Source organism: Sagittula sp. (genome assembly GCF_052825245.1).
The window spans coordinates 119,640-138,753 of the sequence record NZ_JBRBWD010000038.1; the positions used below are offsets into that span (position 1 = coordinate 119,640).

At 66.3% G+C, this 19,114-nt stretch carries 20 protein-coding genes; 12 read left to right on the plus strand and 8 right to left on the minus strand.

Going from position 1 to position 19,114, the window contains the following annotated elements; translation table 11 throughout:
* Positions 1-48: 48 nt before the first annotated feature.
* The 3 genes from bufB to ACU0DV_RS17470 are packed head-to-tail and all read left to right on the plus strand — an operon-like array spanning position 49 to position 2,227.
* Positions 49-897, plus strand: coding sequence for an MNIO family bufferin maturase (gene bufB, locus ACU0DV_RS17460; RefSeq protein ID WP_446243099.1), 849 nt, complete (start codon positions 49-51; stop codon positions 895-897).
* Positions 894-1,643 carry an HvfC/BufC family peptide modification chaperone gene (locus ACU0DV_RS17465; RefSeq protein WP_446243098.1) on the plus strand — a complete coding sequence of 250 codons (750 nt, stop codon included), beginning with the start codon at positions 894-896 and terminating at the stop codon, positions 1,641-1,643. The genes bufB and ACU0DV_RS17465 overlap by 4 nt, the downstream gene beginning before the upstream one ends.
* On the plus strand, positions 1,640-2,227 hold the full coding sequence (locus ACU0DV_RS17470) for a DoxX family protein (RefSeq protein WP_446243097.1): 588 nt from the start codon (positions 1,640-1,642) through the stop codon (positions 2,225-2,227). The genes ACU0DV_RS17465 and ACU0DV_RS17470 overlap by 4 nt, the downstream gene beginning before the upstream one ends.
* 6 nt (positions 2,228-2,233) lie before the next feature.
* Here ACU0DV_RS17470 and ACU0DV_RS17475 read toward each other — a convergent pair whose 3' ends face one another.
* Positions 2,234-2,548 (minus strand): ArsC/Spx/MgsR family protein, encoded by a 315-nt coding sequence (locus ACU0DV_RS17475; RefSeq protein ID WP_446243096.1) that lies wholly within the window; start codon positions 2,546-2,548, stop codon positions 2,234-2,236.
* Between the two features lie 253 nt (positions 2,549-2,801).
* On the opposite strand from ACU0DV_RS17475, the gene ACU0DV_RS17480 reads away from it, so the two are divergent.
* Positions 2,802-3,008 (plus strand): cold-shock protein, encoded by a 207-nt coding sequence (locus ACU0DV_RS17480; protein WP_100927227.1) that lies wholly within the window; start codon positions 2,802-2,804, stop codon positions 3,006-3,008.
* Positions 3,009-3,139: 131 nt separating this feature from the next.
* Positions 3,140-3,505, plus strand: coding sequence for a hypothetical protein (locus ACU0DV_RS17485; RefSeq protein ID WP_446243095.1), 366 nt, complete (start codon positions 3,140-3,142; stop codon positions 3,503-3,505).
* Positions 3,506-3,527: 22 nt separating this feature from the next.
* On the opposite strand, the gene ACU0DV_RS17490 is transcribed toward ACU0DV_RS17485, so the two are convergent.
* Positions 3,528-4,433 carry a LysR family transcriptional regulator gene (locus ACU0DV_RS17490; protein WP_446243094.1) on the minus strand — a complete coding sequence of 302 codons (906 nt, stop codon included), beginning with the start codon at positions 4,431-4,433 and terminating at the stop codon, positions 3,528-3,530.
* A 133-nt stretch (positions 4,434-4,566) separates the two neighbouring features.
* On the opposite strand from ACU0DV_RS17490, the gene metF reads away from it, so the two are divergent.
* Complete coding sequence (gene metF / locus ACU0DV_RS17495; RefSeq protein WP_100927230.1) at positions 4,567-5,433, plus strand: methylenetetrahydrofolate reductase [NAD(P)H]; 867 nt, start codon at positions 4,567-4,569, stop codon at positions 5,431-5,433.
* Between the two features lie 75 nt (positions 5,434-5,508).
* Here the strand turns inward: metF and ACU0DV_RS17500 are convergent, their stop codons facing one another.
* The 4 genes from ACU0DV_RS17500 to ACU0DV_RS17515 all read right to left on the minus strand — a co-directional run bounded on the left by ACU0DV_RS17500 (position 5,509) and on the right by ACU0DV_RS17515 (position 10,496).
* Positions 5,509-6,063, minus strand: coding sequence for an NADPH-dependent FMN reductase (locus ACU0DV_RS17500; protein WP_446243093.1), 555 nt, complete (start codon positions 6,061-6,063; stop codon positions 5,509-5,511).
* 212 nt (positions 6,064-6,275) lie between these two features.
* Positions 6,276-7,187, minus strand: coding sequence for a 3-keto-5-aminohexanoate cleavage protein (locus ACU0DV_RS17505; protein WP_446243092.1), 912 nt, complete (start codon positions 7,185-7,187; stop codon positions 6,276-6,278).
* A 2-nt stretch (positions 7,188-7,189) separates the two neighbouring features.
* On the minus strand, positions 7,190-9,262 hold the full coding sequence (locus ACU0DV_RS17510) for an acetate--CoA ligase family protein (RefSeq protein ID WP_446243091.1): 2,073 nt from the start codon (positions 9,260-9,262) through the stop codon (positions 7,190-7,192).
* A 73-nt stretch (positions 9,263-9,335) separates the two neighbouring features.
* Positions 9,336-10,496, minus strand: coding sequence for an acyl-CoA dehydrogenase family protein (locus tag ACU0DV_RS17515; protein WP_446243090.1), 1,161 nt, complete (start codon positions 10,494-10,496; stop codon positions 9,336-9,338).
* Between the two features lie 158 nt (positions 10,497-10,654).
* On the opposite strand from ACU0DV_RS17515, the gene ACU0DV_RS17520 reads away from it, so the two are divergent.
* The 3 genes from ACU0DV_RS17520 (at position 10,655) to ACU0DV_RS17530 (ending at position 13,437) form a co-directional block, all read left to right on the plus strand.
* On the plus strand, positions 10,655-11,503 hold the full coding sequence (locus tag ACU0DV_RS17520) for a transketolase (protein WP_283982849.1): 849 nt from the start codon (positions 10,655-10,657) through the stop codon (positions 11,501-11,503).
* Between the two features lie 52 nt (positions 11,504-11,555).
* Complete coding sequence (locus ACU0DV_RS17525) at positions 11,556-12,611, plus strand: transketolase family protein (RefSeq protein ID WP_446243089.1); 1,056 nt, start codon at positions 11,556-11,558, stop codon at positions 12,609-12,611.
* Positions 12,612-12,681: 70 nt separating this feature from the next.
* Positions 12,682-13,437: an SDR family NAD(P)-dependent oxidoreductase gene (locus ACU0DV_RS17530; RefSeq protein WP_446243154.1), complete on the plus strand. Its 756-nt coding sequence runs from the start codon at positions 12,682-12,684 to the stop codon at positions 13,435-13,437.
* A 159-nt stretch (positions 13,438-13,596) separates the two neighbouring features.
* Here ACU0DV_RS17530 and ACU0DV_RS17535 read toward each other — a convergent pair whose 3' ends face one another.
* On the minus strand, positions 13,597-14,442 hold the full coding sequence (locus tag ACU0DV_RS17535) for a fumarylacetoacetate hydrolase family protein (protein WP_370311068.1): 846 nt from the start codon (positions 14,440-14,442) through the stop codon (positions 13,597-13,599).
* 59 nt (positions 14,443-14,501) lie between these two features.
* Positions 14,502-15,188, minus strand: a complete 687-nt coding sequence (locus tag ACU0DV_RS17540) for a GntR family transcriptional regulator (RefSeq protein WP_100927237.1) — start codon at positions 15,186-15,188, stop codon at positions 14,502-14,504.
* A 274-nt stretch (positions 15,189-15,462) separates the two neighbouring features.
* Here ACU0DV_RS17540 and ACU0DV_RS17545 point away from each other — a divergent pair, with 274 nt between their 5' ends.
* The 3 genes from ACU0DV_RS17545 (at position 15,463) to ACU0DV_RS17555 (ending at position 18,980) form a co-directional block, all read left to right on the plus strand.
* Positions 15,463-16,473 (plus strand): TRAP transporter substrate-binding protein, encoded by a 1,011-nt coding sequence (locus ACU0DV_RS17545; RefSeq protein ID WP_100927238.1) that lies wholly within the window; start codon positions 15,463-15,465, stop codon positions 16,471-16,473.
* A 101-nt stretch (positions 16,474-16,574) separates the two neighbouring features.
* Positions 16,575-17,384, plus strand: coding sequence for a TRAP transporter small permease subunit (locus tag ACU0DV_RS17550; RefSeq protein ID WP_100927239.1), 810 nt, complete (start codon positions 16,575-16,577; stop codon positions 17,382-17,384).
* A complete protein-coding gene (locus ACU0DV_RS17555; RefSeq protein ID WP_100927240.1) occupies positions 17,385-18,980 on the plus strand; it encodes a TRAP transporter large permease in 1,596 nt (531 codons plus the stop codon).
* Positions 18,981-19,114 lie beyond the last annotated feature (134 nt).

Here is a 19,114-nt window from a genome sequence, read left to right on the forward strand (position 1 = left end):
GCGGGCCGGGACTTGCCCCCCGGCCCGCCCCATCTCCGGAATGCCGCCATGTTCGATATACCCCGCTCCCTGCCCGCCCGGCCCGGTGTCGGCTACAAGCCGCAGCACTACGCCGACCTTCTGGCCGATCCCGCCCCTGTCGCCTGGCTCGAAATCCATGCCGAGAACTACATGGGCGATGGCGGCCGTCCTCTGGCGCAGTTGCGCGCCCTGTCCGAACGGTTCCCGATCTCCGTGCACGGTGTCGGCCTCTCCATCGGGGGCGAGGCCCCGCTGGACCGCGACCACCTTGCCCGGTTGAAACACCTGCTGGGCTGGCTCGATCCCGCCAGCTTCTCCGAACATCTCGCGTGGTCGACCCACGACGGCGCCTTCCTCAACGACCTGCTGCCCCTGCCCTACACCGATGCTACGCTGAACCGCGTGTGCCGCCATATCGACGAGGTGCAGGAGGTCCTCGGACGGCAGATGCTGCTGGAAAACCCGTCCTCATACCTCGCTTTCGAGGACAGCACATGGGAGGAGCCCGCCTTCCTTCGCGAGATCGCCCGCCGCACCGGCTGCGGGCTGCTGCTGGACGTGAACAATGTCTTCGTCTCGGCCACCAACCTCGGCTACGCCCCGCAGGACTACATCGACCGCTACCCGCTCGAAGCGGTGGGTGAGATCCATGTGGCCGGGCATGACACCGACACGGACGACCGCGGCGCGGTCCTGCTGATCGACAGCCATGGCGCGCCGGTCGCCGATCCGGTCTGGGCCCTGCTGGACCTGACGCTGCAGCGCTCCGGCCCGCGCCCGGTGCTGGTGGAATGGGACACCGATGTCCCCGACTGGCCCGTTCTCGCCGCGGAGGCAGCGCGCGTGGACCAGACCATCGCACTGGTGGCACCATGAGCCAGGCCGCCTTTCACACCGCCCTGCTCGACCCCGCCCGGCCCGTTCCGGAGGGGTTGACCAACGGCACCGGCCGCCCGGCTGGCCGGCGCTACGACGTGTACCGCAACAACGTGGCCGTCTCCCTGCGCGAGGCGCTGGCCGCGGGTTTCCCCGCCTGTGCCCGGCTGATTGGGGAGGAGAACTTCGCCCATGTGGCCGGGCTGTTCCTGCGCGCCCATCCGCCTGCATCGCCGCTGATGATGACATATGGGCACGGCTTTCCTGAATTCCTCGAGGGGTTCGAACCACTTGCCCACATTGGCTACCTGCCGGACGTGGCGCGGCTGGAGCTGGCGTTGCGGCAAAGCTATCACGCTGCCGATCGTGCACCGATCGACCCGTCCGCCCTGCAGAACATGCACGAAACGACGCTTTTCGGCGCCCGTCTGACGCTTGCCCCTGCCGTCCGCCTGATCCGGTCCCGCTGGCCGGTGGTGCAGGTCTACGATTTCACCATGTCCCCCGGTCAGCCGAAACCCACGCCCGTCGCCCAGGACGCCCTGATCGCCCGGCCGGGTTTCACGCCCCGCGTCCACGCTCTTCCCCCCGGTGGCGGCGCTTTCGTCGATGCGCTCATGCGAGGCCAGCCCTTCGGCGCGGCGATGGCGGCGGCGGGCGATGCGTTCGATCTCTCCGCCACGCTGACACTGCTTCTGACCGAAGGCGCGATCACCGATCTCATCTGCGAGGAACCCGTCCCATGACCCGTCTCAACCGACTGACCGCCATCCATGCCGATCTCTCTCGCAGGCTCGACCGGCTGTCCGGTCCGCTCACACCGCTCTTGCTGCGCGCAGGTTTCGCGGCCACGCTGCTGGGCTACTTCTGGAAATCCGCCGGCACGAAGGTGTTCGACCGGCAGGGAACAGAGGGGATCTTCGACATCCTGACGCTGGAATCGGGCGTCTATGCCCAGATGTTCCCGCGCCAGTTCGAGGCGGCGGGTTACGATCCCTCGAAGCTCTCGGCGCTGCACGACCTCATCGCCTATGCGGGCACGCTGGCCGAGTTCGTCCTGCCCCTGCTGATCGTCATGGGGCTGCTGACCCGGCTTTCGGCGCTTGGCATGACCGGCTTCGTGATCGTCCAGACCGCCACTGACGTACTGGGCCACGGCGCCGATCCGGGGCGTCTGTTCGACGCCCGCTATGACCTGATCGACGAACGTACCCTGTGGGTCATGCTTCTTGCGCTGCTGGTACTGCGCGGTGCGGGCGCCCTGTCTCTGGACCGGCTTGCCGGTCTGGAGGCACCACAGGCTCCTGACACGCTGGCGCACCCCGCCTGAGCCCGGTCAAAGCCCGAGCGCACTCCGCGTCGCCGCATCCCAGCCCAGGTGCATCTCGCCGTCGCTGACGATCAGCGGACGTTTCATCAGCGCCGGGTGGGCAGCCAGAAGGTCCAGCGGCGCGCCCGCCCGCTCCTCCTCCGACAGGCCGCGCCAGGTGGTCGAGCGGGTGTTCACCAGCTTGTCCCCGAACTGCGCTAGTGCCGACTCCATCACGTGGGCGGGCACGCCGCTCTCCCGGACATCGACGAATTCCGCCTCGGGGAACGCCTTACGCGCCGCCCGGCACGTGTCGCAGTTCTTCAGACCGTAGATGCGCATGCCGCCTCCTTCTGCCGCAGATGCTCATATTTCATTAGCAAAGTTCACATAACCGCCGCACCCATGAAACACGAGCCTGTTTCCCTTGCATTTGAACAAACGGCCCTATCCTAAAATGGTGTCGCAGCATGCACCTTTGCCGGGACAGTTCACCGTTCGTGCCCTGAAACGGACCAAGGCGGCAGCTGCGCAAGGGGCGGCTTCGCCGGTGCGCGGGGCCATACTATGGACGATGATAAGGAGCACGGGAACTATGCCGAATGGCACCGTGAAATGGTTCAATACGACCAAAGGTTACGGGTTTATTGCACCCGAAGAAGGCGGCAAGGACGTTTTCGTACATATTTCCGCCGTCGAACGTTCTGGTCTGACCGGCCTCGCCGACAATCAGAAGGTCAGCTACGAGCTGCGGGAAGGCCGTGACGGACGCACCATGGCGTCCGATCTCAAGGTTCTCTGAACGACACGCATCCGCTTTCGGGCCAGCCAGCCGGCCTGACGGGCCTTAACATTACGCAAACCACGATGACCGATAGGTTTTGTCCTGTCCGGGCATGAGAGTTACGCTGTCCCGGTTGAGGAGCGTACGCCATGTCCGTCATTGGAACCAACGCCATCGCCATCGCTGTCACGGTCCTTGCAACCGGCGCCCTTGTCGTGGGCATCCAGTTCATGCCGCCCCTGACCCAGCCGGACCCGGCCGCCTTCCCCGAATTCCAGCACTACAGGCCGCTTGGCCACGACTCTCTCCTGATCGAGGCGAAGGATGGGAAGGGCAACAGGAAGCTTGTCGATCCCGGCGCCTACTGCCGCGAAACGCTAAGCGGCGTGGACTGCGCCTGCTTTGCGGGCAAGGCGCATCAGGTGCTGGCCAACCGCAACCCGCGCGTCTCCGGCTGGCGCTATGCCAACGACTGGGAGCTCGCCGTCGGCCAGGCCCGAGACGCCTGCACCTGACCTATCCTGCACCAAGGGCACATCATGCATTCTGCAGGCGCCGCGCCTCCCGCCCGGCAAGCGAGATCAGCTCCTTCATGAAAGGCTTCTCCAGATCCTCGCTGCGCACCGCGGCATAAAGCCTGCGCGTCAGCCCCTTCTTGGTCAGCGGCCGCGTCACGTAGTCGGAGGAATACTTCACCTCGCGCACCACCCAGTCCGGCAGCACCGACACCCCGCGGTTGGAGGCGACCAGCAGCAGGATCACCGCCGTCAGTTCCACCTGCCGGATCGCCGCCGGTTCGACCTTTGCCGGGGTCAGGAGCTGGCTGAAGATGTCCAGCCGCGCCCGGTCGACCGGATAGGTGATCAGCGTCTGGCCGCGGAAATCCTCTGCCTCCACATAGGGTTTCGCCGCCAGAGGATGGGAAGACGACGCGACGAAGACCGGCGCGTAGTCGAAAAGCGGCACGAATTCGACGCCGGCGAGGTCCTCCGGATCGGAAGAGATCACAACGTCCACGTCCTGCTTCATCAGCGCGGGCAAGGCATCGAAGGCCAGCCCCGGGCGGATGTCCACGTCCACGTCGCCGAACTTCTTGCGGAACCCTTCGAGCACCGGGAACAGCCATTCGAAACAAGCGTGGCATTCGATGGCGATGTGCATCCGGCCCGTCTTGCCCGCGCGCAGACCGGCAAACTCTTCCTGCAGCGCCTCGACCTGCGGCAGAACCTGTTCGGCAAGCCGCAACAGCCGCAACCCCGCCGCCGACAGGCGCATCGGTTTCGACCGCCGCACAAACAGTTCGACCCCGGCCTGATCCTCCAGACCCTTGATCTGATGGCTCAGCGCCGACTGGGTGATGTTGAGCTGATCGGCCGCCTTCGCGACGCCGCCAGCCTCGTGAATGGCCCGGATCGTCCGGAGGTGGCGAAACTCGATATGCATGTGCGCCTCATGTTGGAGATGAGATTTATGAGTTTGCCTCACCATGCTCCGCGTGCCATGTAAAGGGCAAGACGGAAACACAACGCGATGCGTCGCAAACGACCCGCGCCCGAGACCGAGAGAGACAGACATCATGACCCGCCCCGAGATCAGCCTCGAATTCTTCCCGCCCAAGAACATCGAGGGCACGTTCCGCCTTTGGGACTCCGTTCAGGTGCTTGCCCCGCTGAAGCCGCGCTTCGTGTCGGTGACCTACGGCGCCGGCGGCACCACCCGCGACCTGACCCGCGACGTGGTGGCAACGATCCACAAGCATTCCGGCCTGCGCACCGCGGCGCATCTGACCTGCGTGAACGCCACGAAGGAAGAGACCCTGCAGGTCGCCCGTGACTTCGCCAAGGTCGGCGTCAACGACATCGTGGCGCTGCGGGGCGATCCGCCGAAGGGCTCTGCCGGCTTCGAGCCGCACCCCGAGGGTTTTGCCAACTCCGTCGAGCTGATCGAGGCGCTGGCCGCCGAAGGCGACTTCACCATTCGCGTCGGCGCCTACCCCGACATCCACCCCGAGGCCGCAAGCGGTCAGGCCGACATCGACTGGCTGAAGCGCAAGCTGGACGCCGGTGCATCCGAGGCGCTGACCCAGTTCTTCTTCGAGGCGGACACCTTCTTCCGCTTCCGCGACGCCTGCGCCAAGGCGGGCATCGACAAGTATGTCACCCCCGGCATCCTGCCGATCGAGAACTGGAAAGGCGCGCGACGCTTTGCCGAATCCTGCGGCACGAAGATCCCCGAATGGGTGATCGACGCCTTCGAGAAGGCAGAGCGGGACAACCGTACCGACCTTCTGGCCACCGCGATCTGCACCGAACTGTGCGACGACCTGATCCGTGGCGGCGTGGACAAGCTGCACTTCTACACGCTGAACCGCCCGGAACTGACGCGCGACGTGTGCTTCGCCCTCGGCGTGACCCCGGATATCAAGCTGGAAGAAGTCGCCTGATCCAGGGCGCCTTGCCGGAAAGACAAAAAAGCCCGGTCGGCCAGGTGCCAACCGGGCTTTTTCATGTCTGATGGGTCAGCCCTTGTGAGTATCGACCCACTTGGCAAAGGCCGACATGAATCCCGCAAGGAAGTCGCGGCTACTCTCGACCACGCCGTCGTCGGTCACGATGTCCTGCACCTTGCCGATGTAGGCCTCGGGTTGCTGCAGCGTCGGCATGTCGAGAAACACGAGGCTCTGGCGCAGGTGGTGGTTCGCCCCGAAGCCGCCGGTCGCCCCCATGGAAGCGGTCACGATCCCCGCCGGTTTCCCACCCCAGACGCTTTGCCCGTAGGGCCGCGACCCCACGTCCAGCGCGTTTTTCAGAACGGCGGGAACGGTGCGGTTGTACTCCGGCGTCGCGAAAAGCACGCCGTCGATATCGGTCATCTCCTCGCGGAAGCGCGTCCATTCCGCCGGGGGCGTGTCGGTTTCGAGATCCTGATTGTAGAACGGCAGGTCGCCGATCTCGATGAACCGGAACGAGAGGGAGTCTGGCGCAAGCGCCGTCATCGCTTCGATCAGCTTGCGGTTCCACGACTCCTTGCGCAGGCTGCCGACGATGATCGCGATCTGGTAAGTCCTTGACATATCTGTCTCCATTCTGTGCCGCCCCGGTCGGGCGGTTCAGTGACAGACCTAACGTCAACGCCGGAAAAGTCGCCTCGGAAAAACCGAACACCAAGGGTGCGTTTCGGGACATCCCTAGGCGATGCCGCCGCACAGATGAACCAACAGGGCCGCCAATGCAGCCCTGCGTTACGCGGTTCGGTTGCCGTCCGCACCCGGGCGCAACCTTCCCCTCAGCGCGGCGCGCGCTTCACGAGGCCAAGCTTCTCGCGCACCTCCGCCGGGCCGATCACCCGCGCGCCAAGGCCCTCGATGATGCCGACAGCCTTTTCCACCAGTTGCGCGTTGGTGGCCAGAACGCCCTTTTCCAGCCAGAGGTTGTCCTCCAGCCCGACCCGCACGTTGCCCCCCGCCAGGACGGAGGCCGCCACATAGGCCATCTGGTTCCGCCCCAGCGCGAAGGCGCTGAAGGTCCAGTCGTCCGGCACATTGTTGACCATCGCCATGAAGGTGTTCAGATCGTCCGGCGCGCCCCAGGGCACACCCATGCACAGCTGCACCAGCGCCGGTCCGTCCAGCACGCCCTCCTGCACCAGTTGCTTCGCAAACCACAGGTGCCCGGTGTCGAAAGCCTCGATCTCCGGCTTCACGCCCAGTTCGGTCATCATGCCGCCCATCGCACGCAGCATGCCCGGCGTGTTGGTCATGACGTAATCTGCTTCGGCAAAGTTCATCGTGCCGCAATCGAGCGTGCAGATCTCAGGCAGGCACTCCGCCACATGGGCGACACGCTCTTCCGCGCCGACCATGTCGGTGCCCGTCTCCCGCAGCGGCAGGGGCGAAGACGTGGGGCCGAACACCATGTCGCCGCCCATGCCCGCCGTCAGGTTCAGCACCACGTCGACCTCCGCATCGCGGATCCGGTCGGTGACCTCGCGGTAGAGGTCGAGCCGTCGCGACGGTGCGCCGCTGTCCGGGTCGCGGACGTGGCAATGCACCACCGCAGCCCCCGCCTTCGCCGCGGCGATGGCGCTTTCGGCGATGTCCTTCGGAGAGCGCGGCACATGCGGGCTGCGGTCCTGCGTGCCCCCCGACCCGGTCACCGCGCAGGTCACGAAGACCTCCTTGTTCATCTCCAATGGCATCGTCAAAGTCCTTCCCTGTCGTTCAGCCGGATCAGCGCATCCACCGCCACGGCGTCTTTTTCCCTGCAGATCAGCGGGTTGATCTCCACCTCGGCGATCTCTCCGGCATGCGCCGCAACGAGGGTCTGCACCGCCTCGACCGCCCGCCAGACCGCGTCCAGGTCCGCACCCGGCGCGCCGCGCCACCCTGCCAGCACCGGCGCCAGACGCAAGCGGTTCAGCGCGCCGCGCACCTCGGCCTCGGTCACCGGCAGCAGCATCGACACAGTGTCCTGCCAGACCTCCGTCAGCACGCCCCCGGCCCCCAGCGTCAACACGAAGCCATGCGCCGGATCGTGCACCACGCCCAGCAAAAGCTCTGCGACAGTGCCACCGATCATCTCCTCGACCAGCACCTCCGGCGTGCCCATGGCAGCCGCCGCCGCGGCCACGGCCTCCGCTGTGCGGAGGTTCAGGGCAACGCCGCCGGCCTCCGTCTTGTGCGCCACTCCGACGGCCTTGACCGCCACCGGCAGGCCGATCTCCGCCGCGGCCTCCGCGGCTCCGGCCACCCGGACCTGCCGCCGGCCCGGCACCCGCATCCCGGCACGCGCCAGCGCGCCCTTGGCGGTGTCCTCGTTCAACAGCGCGCCCTCCGCCCCCACGAAAAAGCCCCGCTCGCCTTGGATGCCCGCGTCCCCTGGCAACAGGACCGGCGCGGCCTGCGCCTCCTGCCCCAGGAAGGCTGCCGCCGACACGGCGTCGAGCGCGGCGGGAAGGTCGCACAGCATCAGGATCCCGCGCGCATGGCAGGCTTCGGCGACAGTCTCCGGCAGGGTTTCCACCAGCGTGGACAGCACCGCCACCGGCTTGCCCGACCGCTCCATGGCCCCCGCCACGGCGTCGAGCACCGGCATCCAGTCGTCCACCGAACAGCGGTCCACGCGGGGGAAGTCCAGCACCACCAGCCCCAGCGCCGCCTCACCCGCCATCATCGCCGCGAAGGCTGCGGTCATGGCGGACACGTCGCCCCAGATATAGGTGTTGTAATCCAACGGGTTGGCGAGCGCGACCTTCGGCCCCAAGGCCGCGCGCAACGCCTCCGTCTGCGCCTTGCCGAGCGGCGGGAACGACACGCCCCGCCCGAGCGCGCTGTCGGCCATCAGGCTCGCCTCGCCGCCCGAACAGGACATCGACGCGATCCGGTCGGAGCCCAGTGGCCCCACGCCATCGAGGATCTTCAGAGTCTCGAGGAAGGCGCTCAAGGACCCGACCTGCGCAATCCCTAGCCGCCGCAGCAACGCCCGCGCGCCCACGTCCGAACCGGTCAGCGACGCGGTGTGCGACACAGCCGCCCGCGCCGACTGTTCCGACGCGCCAAGCTTCATCGCCACGATCCGCTTGCCAAGCGCCCGGGCGCGGGCCGCCAGCCGCTCCATCCCCCGCACGTCGCGGATGCCCTCGATATACAGCCCCAACGCCGTCACGCGAGGGTCCTCCACCAGCGCCTCGCCGAACCGTGCGAGGTCGATGCAGGCCTCGTTTCCGACCGTGCCGATATAGGCGATGGGCAGGCCGCGCGCCTGCATCGACAGGTTCAGCGCGACATTGGAGCTCTGCGTCAGGATCGCCACGCCCGCCTCGCGCCGGATCAGCCCGTGCTGATCGGGCCAGAGTGCGGCGCCGTCCAGCGCGTTCACAAAACCGTAGCAGTTCGGCCCGAGGAACGGCATCCCGTCCGCCGCCGCGCGCAGCGCCTCCTGCAGGTCGCCGCCATCGGCCAGCTCCGCCCGCGCCTCGCTGAACCCGGCGGCAAAGCACACCGCACCGCCCGCCCCGGCGTCCCGCAGGACGCGCAGCGCCTCAACCGTCGCCGTCCGGTTGATCCCGACAAAGCAGGCGTCGGGCGGCTCAGGCAGGGACTCGACCGTGGGATAAGCTGGTACGCCGCCGATCTCCTTCCGCGTCGGATGGACCGGCCAGACCGGCCCCTCGAAACCGATCTTCGTGCACTCGCGGACCACATTCGTGCACCAAGCGCCGCCGCCGATCACCGCGATGCTGCGGGGCCTGAGCAAACGGTCCAGTCCGCTCATGCCTTGCCCGCCTGCGCAACGGTTCGTAGGGCGGGGCTTTGCGCCGCCTTGTGCCCAGTCATCACGCGCCTCATCACGCCCCCAGCGGCCGGAAGATTTCCCGGCTGATGATATGCCTCTGGATCTCCGACGTGCCGTCCCATATCCGCTCCACCCGCGCATCGCGCCAGAACCGCTCGATCGGGAAATCGTCCATCAGGCCCATGCCGCCGAAGATCTGCAGCGTCGTGTCGGTGACCTTTGCCAGCATCTCCGACGCGTGCACCTTGGCCGATGCGATCTCGCGATTGGCGGGCAGCCCCTGGTCCAGCCGCCATGCCCCCATCAGCGTCAGGAGATCCGAGGCGTCGATCTCCGTCACCATGTCCGCCACCTGGAAGGACACACCCTGGAACCCGGCGATGGGCTGGCCGAACTGCTTGCGCTGCGCGGCGTACTCCACCGCCATGTCGAAACACCGCCGCGCCCGGCCCACGCAGAAGGCCGCCACCGTCAGCCGCGTGGCGTAGAGCCATTCGTTCATGACTGCGAAACCGCCGTCGACCTCGCCCAGCACCTGCCCCTCCGGCAGGCGGCAGTCAGAGAATTCCAGCACGCAGTTCTTGTATCCGCGGTGCGACACCGACCGGTATCCGTCACGCACCGTGAACCCCGGATGCCCCCGGTCGACAAGGAAACAGGTGATCCGCTTCTTCGGCCCCTTCGGCGTCTCGTCTACGCCCGTCGCCACGAAAACGATAAAGAAATCAGCGTGATCCGCGCCGGAGATGAAGTGTTTCGTGCCGTTGACGATCCAGTCCGTGCCGTCGCGCACGGCGGTGCAGCGCATCCCACGGACGTCGGATCCCGCCTCCGGCTCGGTCATCGCCAGTGCATCCATCCGCTCCCCCCGCACGGCGGGCAGAAGGTAACGCTCCTTCTGCTCGCCCTCGCAGGCCATCAGGATGTTCTGCGGCCGCCCGAAGAAATGCGTGAGCGCCATGGAGCCCCGCCCCAGTTCCCGCTCCACCAGCGTGAAATCGAGGTGCGACAGACCCGCGCCGCCCACCTCCTCCGGGAAGTTGCAAGCGTAGAAGCCCAGTTCGATCACCTTGCGCTTCAAGTCTTCGCCAAGACCCGGCGGTACTTCCCCGGTGCGCTCGACCTCTGCCTCGTGGGGATAGATCTCCTTCTCCACGAAACTCCTCACCGTGGAGACGATCATCTCCTGCTCGTCGCTCAGTCCGAAATCCATGAGGTCCCCTTTCCTGCCCATGAAAGACGTGAACCTCTTGGCACTCAAACACAAAACGCCGGATTTCCTGCCAAATACGACATTCGTGACGCGACCCCTTGCGCAAAGGACCGTCCGGGGGTGGAATGGTATACCAAAAGATGGGCAAGGGAGGAGACATGTCCACAGACCCCCACGCGGGCTCCAATGTGAGTCTCGCGCGCCGCGCATGGGCGATCAGACGCCATGCGCTGCGCATGGCCGAAGTGCAGGGACAGGGCTACATCGGGCAGGCGCTCGGCGTGGCGGACGTGCTGGCCACCAGCTATTTCCACGCCCTGACCTACGACCCGAAGGATCCGGACTGGGAAGGGCGCGACCGCTTCTACCTGTCGATCGGTCACTATGCCATCGCCCTCTACGCCGCCCTGATCGAAGCCGGCATCCTGCCCGAGGACGAGATCGGCACCTACGGCATGGACGATTCGCGGATGCCTATGTCGGGCATGGCCGCCTACACGCCGGGCATGGAGATCACCGGCGGCAGCCTCGGCCACGGTCTTGGCATCGCGGTAGGCGCCGCGCTCGGGCTGAAGCGCAAGAACAGCAAATCCTTCGTGTACAACATGATGTCGGACGGAGAGCTGGGCGAAGGCTCGACCTGGGAGGCAGTCATGGCCGCCAGCAGCCACCGGCTCGACAACCTGATCTGCATCGTCGACTTCAACGACCAGCAGGCCGACGGGCCGACCACCGCGGCGCTCGCCAAGGGCGACGAGGCCCCGAAGTGGGCGGCGTTCGGCTGGCACGCGCAGGAGGTGGACGGCAACGATCTGGACGCACTGGTGGGCGCCTTCGACGCCGCCCGCAACCTGACCGATCCCCGGCCCCGCGTCATCATCTGCAAGACCCAGATGTGCAAGGGCGTGCCCTTCCTAGAAGAGCGGGAGATCACCCATTTCGTCCGCGTGGAGCCCTCCGAATGGTCCCGCGCCATCGCCCATCTCGACGGGCAGATGCCTGCCTGACCCCCGATCACGGGCCGGTTTCGCTACGAAACCCCTGCCCCGGAGACACCCCATGACCGAAGCCCCGACCGGCGCGCTGAGCCGCCGCAAGCCCAAGCACCAGCCCCGCACCCTCCCCGTCTCGGAGACCGGAGAACGGCTGACCACCTCCGCAATGATCGCCTCTCTCGACGCCGAGGGCCGCGAAACTGTCACCGCTCCCTTCGGCGAGGCGCTCTGCGAGCTGGCAAAGACCCGCGACGACATCGTCGGCCTCACCGCCGACCTGTCGAAATACACCGACCTGCATGTCTTTGCCAAAGCCTACCCCGATCGGTTCTACCAGATGGGCATGGCCGAACAGGTGATGATCTCTGCCGCCGCCGGGCTGGCGCGCGAGGGGTTCACCCCCTTCGCCACCACCTATGCCGTCTTCGCCTCCCGTCGCGCCTACGACTTCATCGTCATGGCCATCGCGGAGGAGAACCTGCCGGTGAAGATCGTCTGTGCCCTGCCCGGCCTGACGACCGGCTATGGACCCAGCCACCAGGCAACCGAGGATCTGGCGATCTTCCGCGGCATGCCCAACCTCACCATCGTCGATCCCTGCGACGCGACGGAGATCACGCAGGCCACCCACGCCATCGCCGACCACCCCGGCCCGGTCTACATGCGCCTCCTGCGCGGCAAGGTCCCGGACGTGCTGGGCGAATACGGCTACCGGTTCGAACTGGGCAAGGCCAAGCTGATCCACGATGGGCGCGACGTGCTGTTCATCTCCACCGGCTTCATGACCATGCGCGCGCTCGATGCCGCCAAGGCGCTGAAACAGGACGGCACCGACTGCGCGGTCCTGCATGTGCCGACGATCAAACCCCTCGACGTCGACACGATCAGGGCGGAGGCGGCGAAGACCGGGCGGCTCGTGGTCACGCTTGAGAACCACACCATCGTCGGCGGATTGGGGGAGGCCGTCGCCGCGGCGCTGATGCGCGCGGGCATCCATCCGGCCTTCGACAGCATCGCCCTGCCGGACGAATTCCTCGACGCGGGCGCCCTGCCGACCCTGCACGACCAGTACGGTCTGTCCGTCCGGGCCATCACCGAACGGGTCAGGGCGCGCCTCTGATCCCCGCCTCTCTCGCAACCCATTCCGGGAGGACAGGCCCCGCCCCCTCCCCGCCAGCCACGGGAAACCCATCATGCTCCTGAAGGACAAGACCGCCCTCATCACCGGCGCCGCCAGCCCGCGCGGGCTGGGCAAGGCCACCGCGAAACTCTTCGCCGAACATGGCGCGCGGGTGGCCATCCTCGACCTCGACACCAGCGCCGCCGAGGCCGCTGCAGCCGATCTGCCCGGTGAAGGCCACATCGGCCTCGCCTGCAACGTCACGGACAAGCCCGCCTGCAATGCCGCCGCCGGGGCGGCCATCGCCGCCTTCGGCCAGATCGACGTGCTGGTGAACAACGCGGGCATCACCCAGCCGCTGAAGCTGATGCAGATCGAACCTGCCAACTACGACGCCGTGACCGACGTGAACCTGCGCGGCACGCTCTACATGAGCCAGGCGGTGATCCCGCACATGCGCGACCGCAGGACCGGCGCCATCGTCAACATATCCTCGGTCTCGGCGCAGCGTGGTGGCGGCATCTTAGGCGGGCCGCATTACTCAGCCGCCAAGGCCGGCATCCTAGGCCTGACCAAGGCGATGGGCCGCGAACTGGCGCCCGACGGCATCCGCGCCAACGCGGTCTGCCCCGGCTTCATCGCGACCGACATCACCGCGGGAAAGCTGACGCCGGAGATGATGGAACAGATCCTGGCGGGCATTCCGATGGGCCGCGCGGGCGAGGCTTCGGACGTGGCTGGCTGCTGCCTGTTCCTCGCCTCCGACCTCTCGGCCTATGTCACCGGGTCGGAGGTCGACGTGAACGGCGGGTCGCTCATCCATTGAGCGCCGGCCGGTTAACCATCGGTTAACGCACCCTCCGGCCATCACGCTCCGTATCTCGTCGGGCGCTGTCCCGGAGGGGGTACGGGGGAGGCAGCGCCTCTCCCGCGTGGCGCGGGCAAGGCCCGCGCGGATCGGATCGCGCCAGCGATCCGAGGCACTTCACTCCGCCGCGACGGTTTCCTGCTTCTGCGTGCCGAGGCCTTCGACATAGACCTCCATCACGTCGCCCGGCTTCAGGAAGCGCTGGGGTTTCATGCCCATGCCCACACCCGAGGGCGTGCCGGTGGCGATGATGTCGCCCGGTTGCAGCAGCATGAAGTTCGACATGTACGCCACGATCTCGGCCACGCCGAAGATCATGTCGTCGGTGTTCGAATCCTGCACCGTCTCGCCGTTCAGCTTCAGCGACAGCGCCAGCTTCTGCGGGTCCGGGATCTCGTCGGCGGTCACCAGCCACGGGCCGGTCGGGCCGAAGGTCGGGGCGGACTTGCCCTTCATCCACGTGCCGCCGCGCTCGATCTGGTACTCGCGCTCGGACATGTCGTTGATGACGCAGTAGCCCGCCACGTGGGACAGCGCCTCGGCTTCCGTGATGTAGGAGGCGGTCTTGCCGATCACCACGCCCAGCTCGACCTCCCAGTCCGACTTCACCGAGCCGCGCGGGATCACCACCGGGTCGAAGGGACCGGACAGCGACGAGGTCGCCTTGTTGAAGATGATCGGCTCCTTCGGCGGTTCCGCGCCGGTTTCGGCCGCGTGCTTGGCGTAGTTCAGGCCGATGCAGAAGAAGTTCGGCACGGTGGCGAGGCAGGCGCCGATGCGGCCCGGGTTCTCGACCACCGGCAGGCTCGACACGTCCACCGACCGCAGCTTGTCGAGCGCCTCGATGGAGACGCTCTCGCCTGCGAAGTCGCTGACATGGGCCGACAGGTCGCGCACGCGGCCTTCATCGTCCAGCATACCGGGCTTTTCCTGGCCCGCCGGGCCGTAGCGCAAGAGTTTCATTTCTGTCCTTTCCTGGGGTGTCTTGTCTGAAGATGTCGTTCCGGCCGCACCGTGGCCGTTCAGCCGGAGGTCGCGGCAGAGGCCGGATCCGTGGTCCCGGTCTGCTCGGAATCGAAGAAATCCGCCACGTTGATCAGCAGGTGGTCGAGGTGTGCCCTGAGGCTCTTTTCCACTTCTGCGACGTCGCGGGCCCTGAGGCCCTGCACGATGGCCGCGTGCTGGTCCAGCACCCGGTCCCTTGCGTGCTTGCGGCTGGCCGAGAGGTAGCGCGCCCGCCACAGCCGTGCCAGCAGGGCGCGGTGCATCTCGGCCAGGACCGGGTTGCCCGCCGCCTCCGCGATGGCGCGGTGAAAGCTCATGTCGATCTCGAAGACCTCCAGCTTGTCGAGCTTGTCGTATTCGCGGGCCATCCGGGCCGCGACGTCGCTGATGTGGTCGATCTCCGCGTCCGAGGCGCGTTCGCAGGCGAGCCTCGCGGACAGGAGCTCCAGCGCGGTCATCACCTCGATGTTGTGCGCCACGTCCTCGAAGGACGGCTGCGCCACGATGGGCGACCGCGCCGGGCGCAGGATCACGAGCCCTTCCTTGGCGAGGATTCGAATCGCTTCGCGCATCGGCGTGCGGCTCACGCCAAGTTCGCCCGCGTGATCGCGTTCCTTGACCGCCGTCCCGGGCGGCAGAACGCCCCGCAGGATGTCCCTCCGCAGACGATTCGCGATCTGCTCCGGCAAGGTCTCCTCGGCCATGCTGCGCCCTAGCCTTTTCTTTCCGTTATATTTTTTGTTGCCCGCGCAAACATGCAGCCAACGCCTCCCACTGGCGAAATTTGGTATACCAAAAATCCTTGCCTGTCGACATGGGTTTGGTTAGCGTACCTTCACGGGTGGTATACCATCCTGGACCGGGGACGAGAATCCCGGTTGCGCATCGGGGTCGAGGCGCCCCTTTTCGACACCGGGGTGGAGGTACCCCGCATACAAATAGGGCGGCCCGCTAAGACGGTCGTCATGGGAGGAGACAATGAAGAAATTGCTGACGACGGCTGCGGCCGTTGCCATTGTTGCGACCGGCGCGTCGGCGCAGGACGTGACCCTGCGCATCCAGACGCACTACGCGACCGAGCATCCCTCGGGCATCCTGGCTGCCCAGTTCGCCGACGACGTGGAAACCATGTCCGAAGGCTCCATCGACATCGAGATGTTCTACAGCTCGTCCGTCGTGGCCACGACCGAGACCTTCGATGCCGCGATCAACGGCATTCTCGACTGCGACATGACCGGTGGCGCATACCAGACCGGCAAGAACCCGGCCTTCCAGTTCGTCGGCGACATCATGGGCGGCTACGACACGCCGTGGCAGCAGATCTCGTGGCTCTACTACGGTGGTGGCTACGATGCCGCGCAGGAGCTGTACAACTCGCAGGGCATGCAGCTGGTCGGCTGGTGGCTTTACGGCCAGGAATCGCTCTCTTCGTCGCAGCCGCTGGCAGGCCCCGACGACCTGAAGGGCTGGAAGTTCCGTTCGCCCCCGGGCCTCGAAACCGAGATCTTCGAGCAGTTGGGCGCGCAGCCGATCGTGATGGATTTCACCGAGGTCTTCACGGCGCTGGAAACAGGCATCATCGACGGTGCGGACGCATCCGGCCTGGCAAACAACGTGGGCCTCGGTCTCTATGACCTCGTGAACCACGCGACCTACCCGGGCTTCCACTCCATGCCGTCCGACCACCTCGCCTGCAACAAGGGCGTGTGGGACGGCCTGACCGAGGCACAGCGCCGGATCATCGACACCGCGATGCAGAAACTGACGCTGCACACCGCGCTGTCGAACGAGAAGAAGAACGCCGAAGCGGCGGCCATGCTGACCGAGAAGGGCGTGACCCTGCACAACTGGTCGGCAGAGGACCGGGCCGACTTCCGCAAGGCCGCACAGGTCGCGTGGGATGACTGGGCCGGCCGTTCGCCCGAGGCCGCTGCACTGGTCGAAAGCCACCGCAGCTACCTCAAGGATCTCGGCCTGATCGCGGAATAACATCCGCATCCGACCGATGGACAGCAACGGCGGGCTCTTTCCCGGGGCCCGCCGTTTTTGACACCAAGGGCCCCGATAACGGGGTCGCGGGGAGGCATATCATGAACGGCGAGAGCGTCTGGCTCGGGTCGATGCGGGGACCGATCCGCTTGGCCATGTTCATCTTCATCATTCTGTCGCTGGCGATTTACGCCTGGTTCCTTATCGCGCAATACACCACGGCCGAGCCGATCGGCATGCACGAGATGATCCGCCCCGGGGGCCGGCCGCTGGTGCAGGCGCTCCTGATCAGCATCTTGCTCGCGCTGCTGTTCAGTTCGCTTTACCTGTCGGACTTCAAGGGCGTGATCGAGGTGGAGCGCACCGGCCCGTTCGACATCTTCAGCCTCGTCCTCGGGCGGCTGTCGATGATCGCCACGGCCTTCATCGTCGTCACCATGGGTTTCGAGGTCGTGGCGCGTTACATCTTCAACGGCGGCACGCTCTGGGCGAACGAGTTGTCGCTCTGGATCGCGGCCTTCGTGTTCCTGTTCTCCGGCCTCTACGCCATGCAGCAGCGCTGCCATATCCGCATCTACGTGATCTACGACATGATGCCGCGCTGGATGCAGAAGGCGTCCGACTGCACGTCGGTCTTCCTGATCTGGGTCTTCGTGGGCTGCCTGATCTGGGGCGGGTACAACGACGCGATCCGGCGTCTGATGAACCTTGAGGGCTATGGCTCCGCATGGGATCCGCCGATCCCCGGCACGGTCAAGACGGCCGTCCTGGTCGTCGGCCTTGCGGTGGCGCTGCAGGCGCTGTCGAACCTGATCGCCGACTGGAACAAGGCGCCGGAACACCACTCCGCCGACGACATCGACGAACACGAAATCGAGAACATCCGCAAAACGCTCGAAGGGGACAAGTAAATGGTCGATATCGGCACACTCTCCCTGGTCCTGCTGTTCGGGATGTTCGCCCTCCTGGCCATCGGGATGCCGCTGGGCTTCGCCTCGGCCTTCCTGGCCGTGGTCACGCTGCTTCTGAAGTTCGACACCGACATCCTGTTCCGCAACTTCGGCATGGGGCCGTTCTCGGTGCTGGGCCAGGCGATCTACCGGCAGATGGTCAACTACGTCCTGATCTCGGTGCCGCTGTTCATATTCATGGCCGCGTTGCTGGAGCGATCCGGCATCGCACGGGACATGTATTCGTCGCTCAATGTCTGGCTCAGTCGGACCCGGGGCGGCATCGCCATCGTGACCTCGGTCATGGCCGTCATCATGGCCGCCATGTCGGGCATCATCGGCGGCGAGGTCGTGCTTCTGGGCCTGATCGCCCTGCCCCAGATGCTGCGGCTGGGCTACAACCAGAACCTCGCCATCGGCACGATCTGCGCCTCCGGCTCTCTGGGCACCATGATCCCGCCGTCCATCGTGCTGATCTTCTACGGCCTCGTAACGGAGACATCGATCAAGGCGCTGTTCACCGCGTCCTTCCTGCCGGGCTTCATGCTGGCGTCCTTCTTCATCATCTACATCGTGGTGCGGACACGGATGAGCCCCGAGATGGCGCCACTGCCGCCCGAGGACCCGGATGCGCCCAAGGGCAACGAGAAACGGATGATGTTCCTCGGCTTCATCTCGAAGCTCGGCATGTACATCACCGCCGCGCTGCTGGTCCGCGCGCTGTTCTTCACCATCTTCGGCATGAACGTCCCCACCGAGGGCGTCGAGCCGATCCTCCTTGGCATGGTGTCGGACCTTCCGTGGCTTGCCGGGGCCTTTGTCCTCTTCGGGGTGATCGCCTTCGCGCTGGTCGGACGCGAGCGCACCGCCGCGGGCTGGGAGATGGGCCGTGGCCTGATCGCGCCCACGGTGGTGATCGGCGTGGTCTTGGGGTCGATCTACGGCGGCATCACCGGCATCACCGAGGCCGCCGGCATGGGCGTCGTCGCCGTCTTCGTGATCGGCCTGATCCGGCGCGAGATGACCATCGAGATCGTGTGGGACGCGCTCCTGCGCACGGTGAAGTCCACCGGCACGATCATCTGGGTCACCATTGGTGCCGCCGCGCTGGCCGCCGCCTACACCCTCGCGGGCGGGCCGACCTACGTGGCCAACATGATCGTGGGTGCCGACATGCCGACCATGGGCGTGATCCTGATCATGATGTTCATCTTTCTGATCATGGGGATGTTCATGGACTGGGTGGGCATCGTGCTGCTGATCATGCCGGTCTTCCTCCCCATCGTCGTCCGCCTGCCCGCCGAAGAGATCGGCTGGTTCGCTCACGTCGACGCGCGGATGATCCCGATCTGGTTCGGCGTGGTGTTCTGCATGAACATGCAGGTCAGTTTCCTGTCGCCCCCCTTCGGCCCGGCCGCCTTCTACCTGAAGTCGGTGGCGCCGCCGCACATCTCGCTGACGGACATCTTCAAGGGCTTCCTGCCGTTCATCGCGCTCCAGCTTCTGGCGCTGGCGGTGCTGCTGGCCTGGCCGCCCATCGTGACGGTCTTCCTGTAAGGCCCTGCGCGCCCGGGCGGGCCGTACCGCCCGGGCGCCGCTTTCGCCCCGCATCACGGACGGGGCGCGACATATCCCGGGGTCCGGGGCAAGGCCCCCGGTCCCATATCCTCAGCAAGGACGGGCGCCCGTCG

Excerpts from the sequence above, each read along its gene's own strand:
- bufB (WP_446243099.1), top strand. The coding sequence starts at position 49 with ATGTTCGATATACCCCGCTCCCTGCCCGCCCGGCCCGGTGTCGGCTAC.
- ACU0DV_RS17465 (WP_446243098.1), top strand. The coding sequence starts at position 894 with ATGAGCCAGGCCGCCTTTCACACCGCCCTGCTCGACCCCGCCCGGCCC.
- ACU0DV_RS17470 (WP_446243097.1), top strand. The coding sequence starts at position 1,640 with ATGACCCGTCTCAACCGACTGACCGCCATCCATGCCGATCTCTCTCGC.
- ACU0DV_RS17475 (WP_446243096.1), bottom strand. The coding sequence starts at position 2,548 with ATGCGCATCTACGGTCTGAAGAACTGCGACACGTGCCGGGCGGCGCGT.
- ACU0DV_RS17480 (WP_100927227.1), top strand. The coding sequence starts at position 2,802 with ATGCCGAATGGCACCGTGAAATGGTTCAATACGACCAAAGGTTACGGG.
- ACU0DV_RS17485 (WP_446243095.1), top strand. The coding sequence starts at position 3,140 with ATGTCCGTCATTGGAACCAACGCCATCGCCATCGCTGTCACGGTCCTT.
- ACU0DV_RS17490 (WP_446243094.1), bottom strand. The coding sequence starts at position 4,433 with ATGCATATCGAGTTTCGCCACCTCCGGACGATCCGGGCCATTCACGAG.
- metF (WP_100927230.1), top strand. The coding sequence starts at position 4,567 with ATGACCCGCCCCGAGATCAGCCTCGAATTCTTCCCGCCCAAGAACATC.
- ACU0DV_RS17500 (WP_446243093.1), bottom strand. The coding sequence starts at position 6,063 with ATGTCAAGGACTTACCAGATCGCGATCATCGTCGGCAGCCTGCGCAAG.
- ACU0DV_RS17505 (WP_446243092.1), bottom strand. The coding sequence starts at position 7,187 with ATGCCATTGGAGATGAACAAGGAGGTCTTCGTGACCTGCGCGGTGACC.
- ACU0DV_RS17510 (WP_446243091.1), bottom strand. The coding sequence starts at position 9,262 with ATGAGCGGACTGGACCGTTTGCTCAGGCCCCGCAGCATCGCGGTGATC.
- ACU0DV_RS17515 (WP_446243090.1), bottom strand. The coding sequence starts at position 10,496 with ATGGATTTCGGACTGAGCGACGAGCAGGAGATGATCGTCTCCACGGTG.
- ACU0DV_RS17520 (WP_283982849.1), top strand. The coding sequence starts at position 10,655 with ATGTCCACAGACCCCCACGCGGGCTCCAATGTGAGTCTCGCGCGCCGC.
- ACU0DV_RS17525 (WP_446243089.1), top strand. The coding sequence starts at position 11,556 with ATGACCGAAGCCCCGACCGGCGCGCTGAGCCGCCGCAAGCCCAAGCAC.
- ACU0DV_RS17535 (WP_370311068.1), bottom strand. The coding sequence starts at position 14,442 with ATGAAACTCTTGCGCTACGGCCCGGCGGGCCAGGAAAAGCCCGGTATG.
- ACU0DV_RS17540 (WP_100927237.1), bottom strand. The coding sequence starts at position 15,188 with ATGGCCGAGGAGACCTTGCCGGAGCAGATCGCGAATCGTCTGCGGAGG.
- ACU0DV_RS17545 (WP_100927238.1), top strand. The coding sequence starts at position 15,463 with ATGAAGAAATTGCTGACGACGGCTGCGGCCGTTGCCATTGTTGCGACC.
- ACU0DV_RS17550 (WP_100927239.1), top strand. The coding sequence starts at position 16,575 with ATGAACGGCGAGAGCGTCTGGCTCGGGTCGATGCGGGGACCGATCCGC.
- ACU0DV_RS17555 (WP_100927240.1), top strand. The coding sequence starts at position 17,385 with ATGGTCGATATCGGCACACTCTCCCTGGTCCTGCTGTTCGGGATGTTC.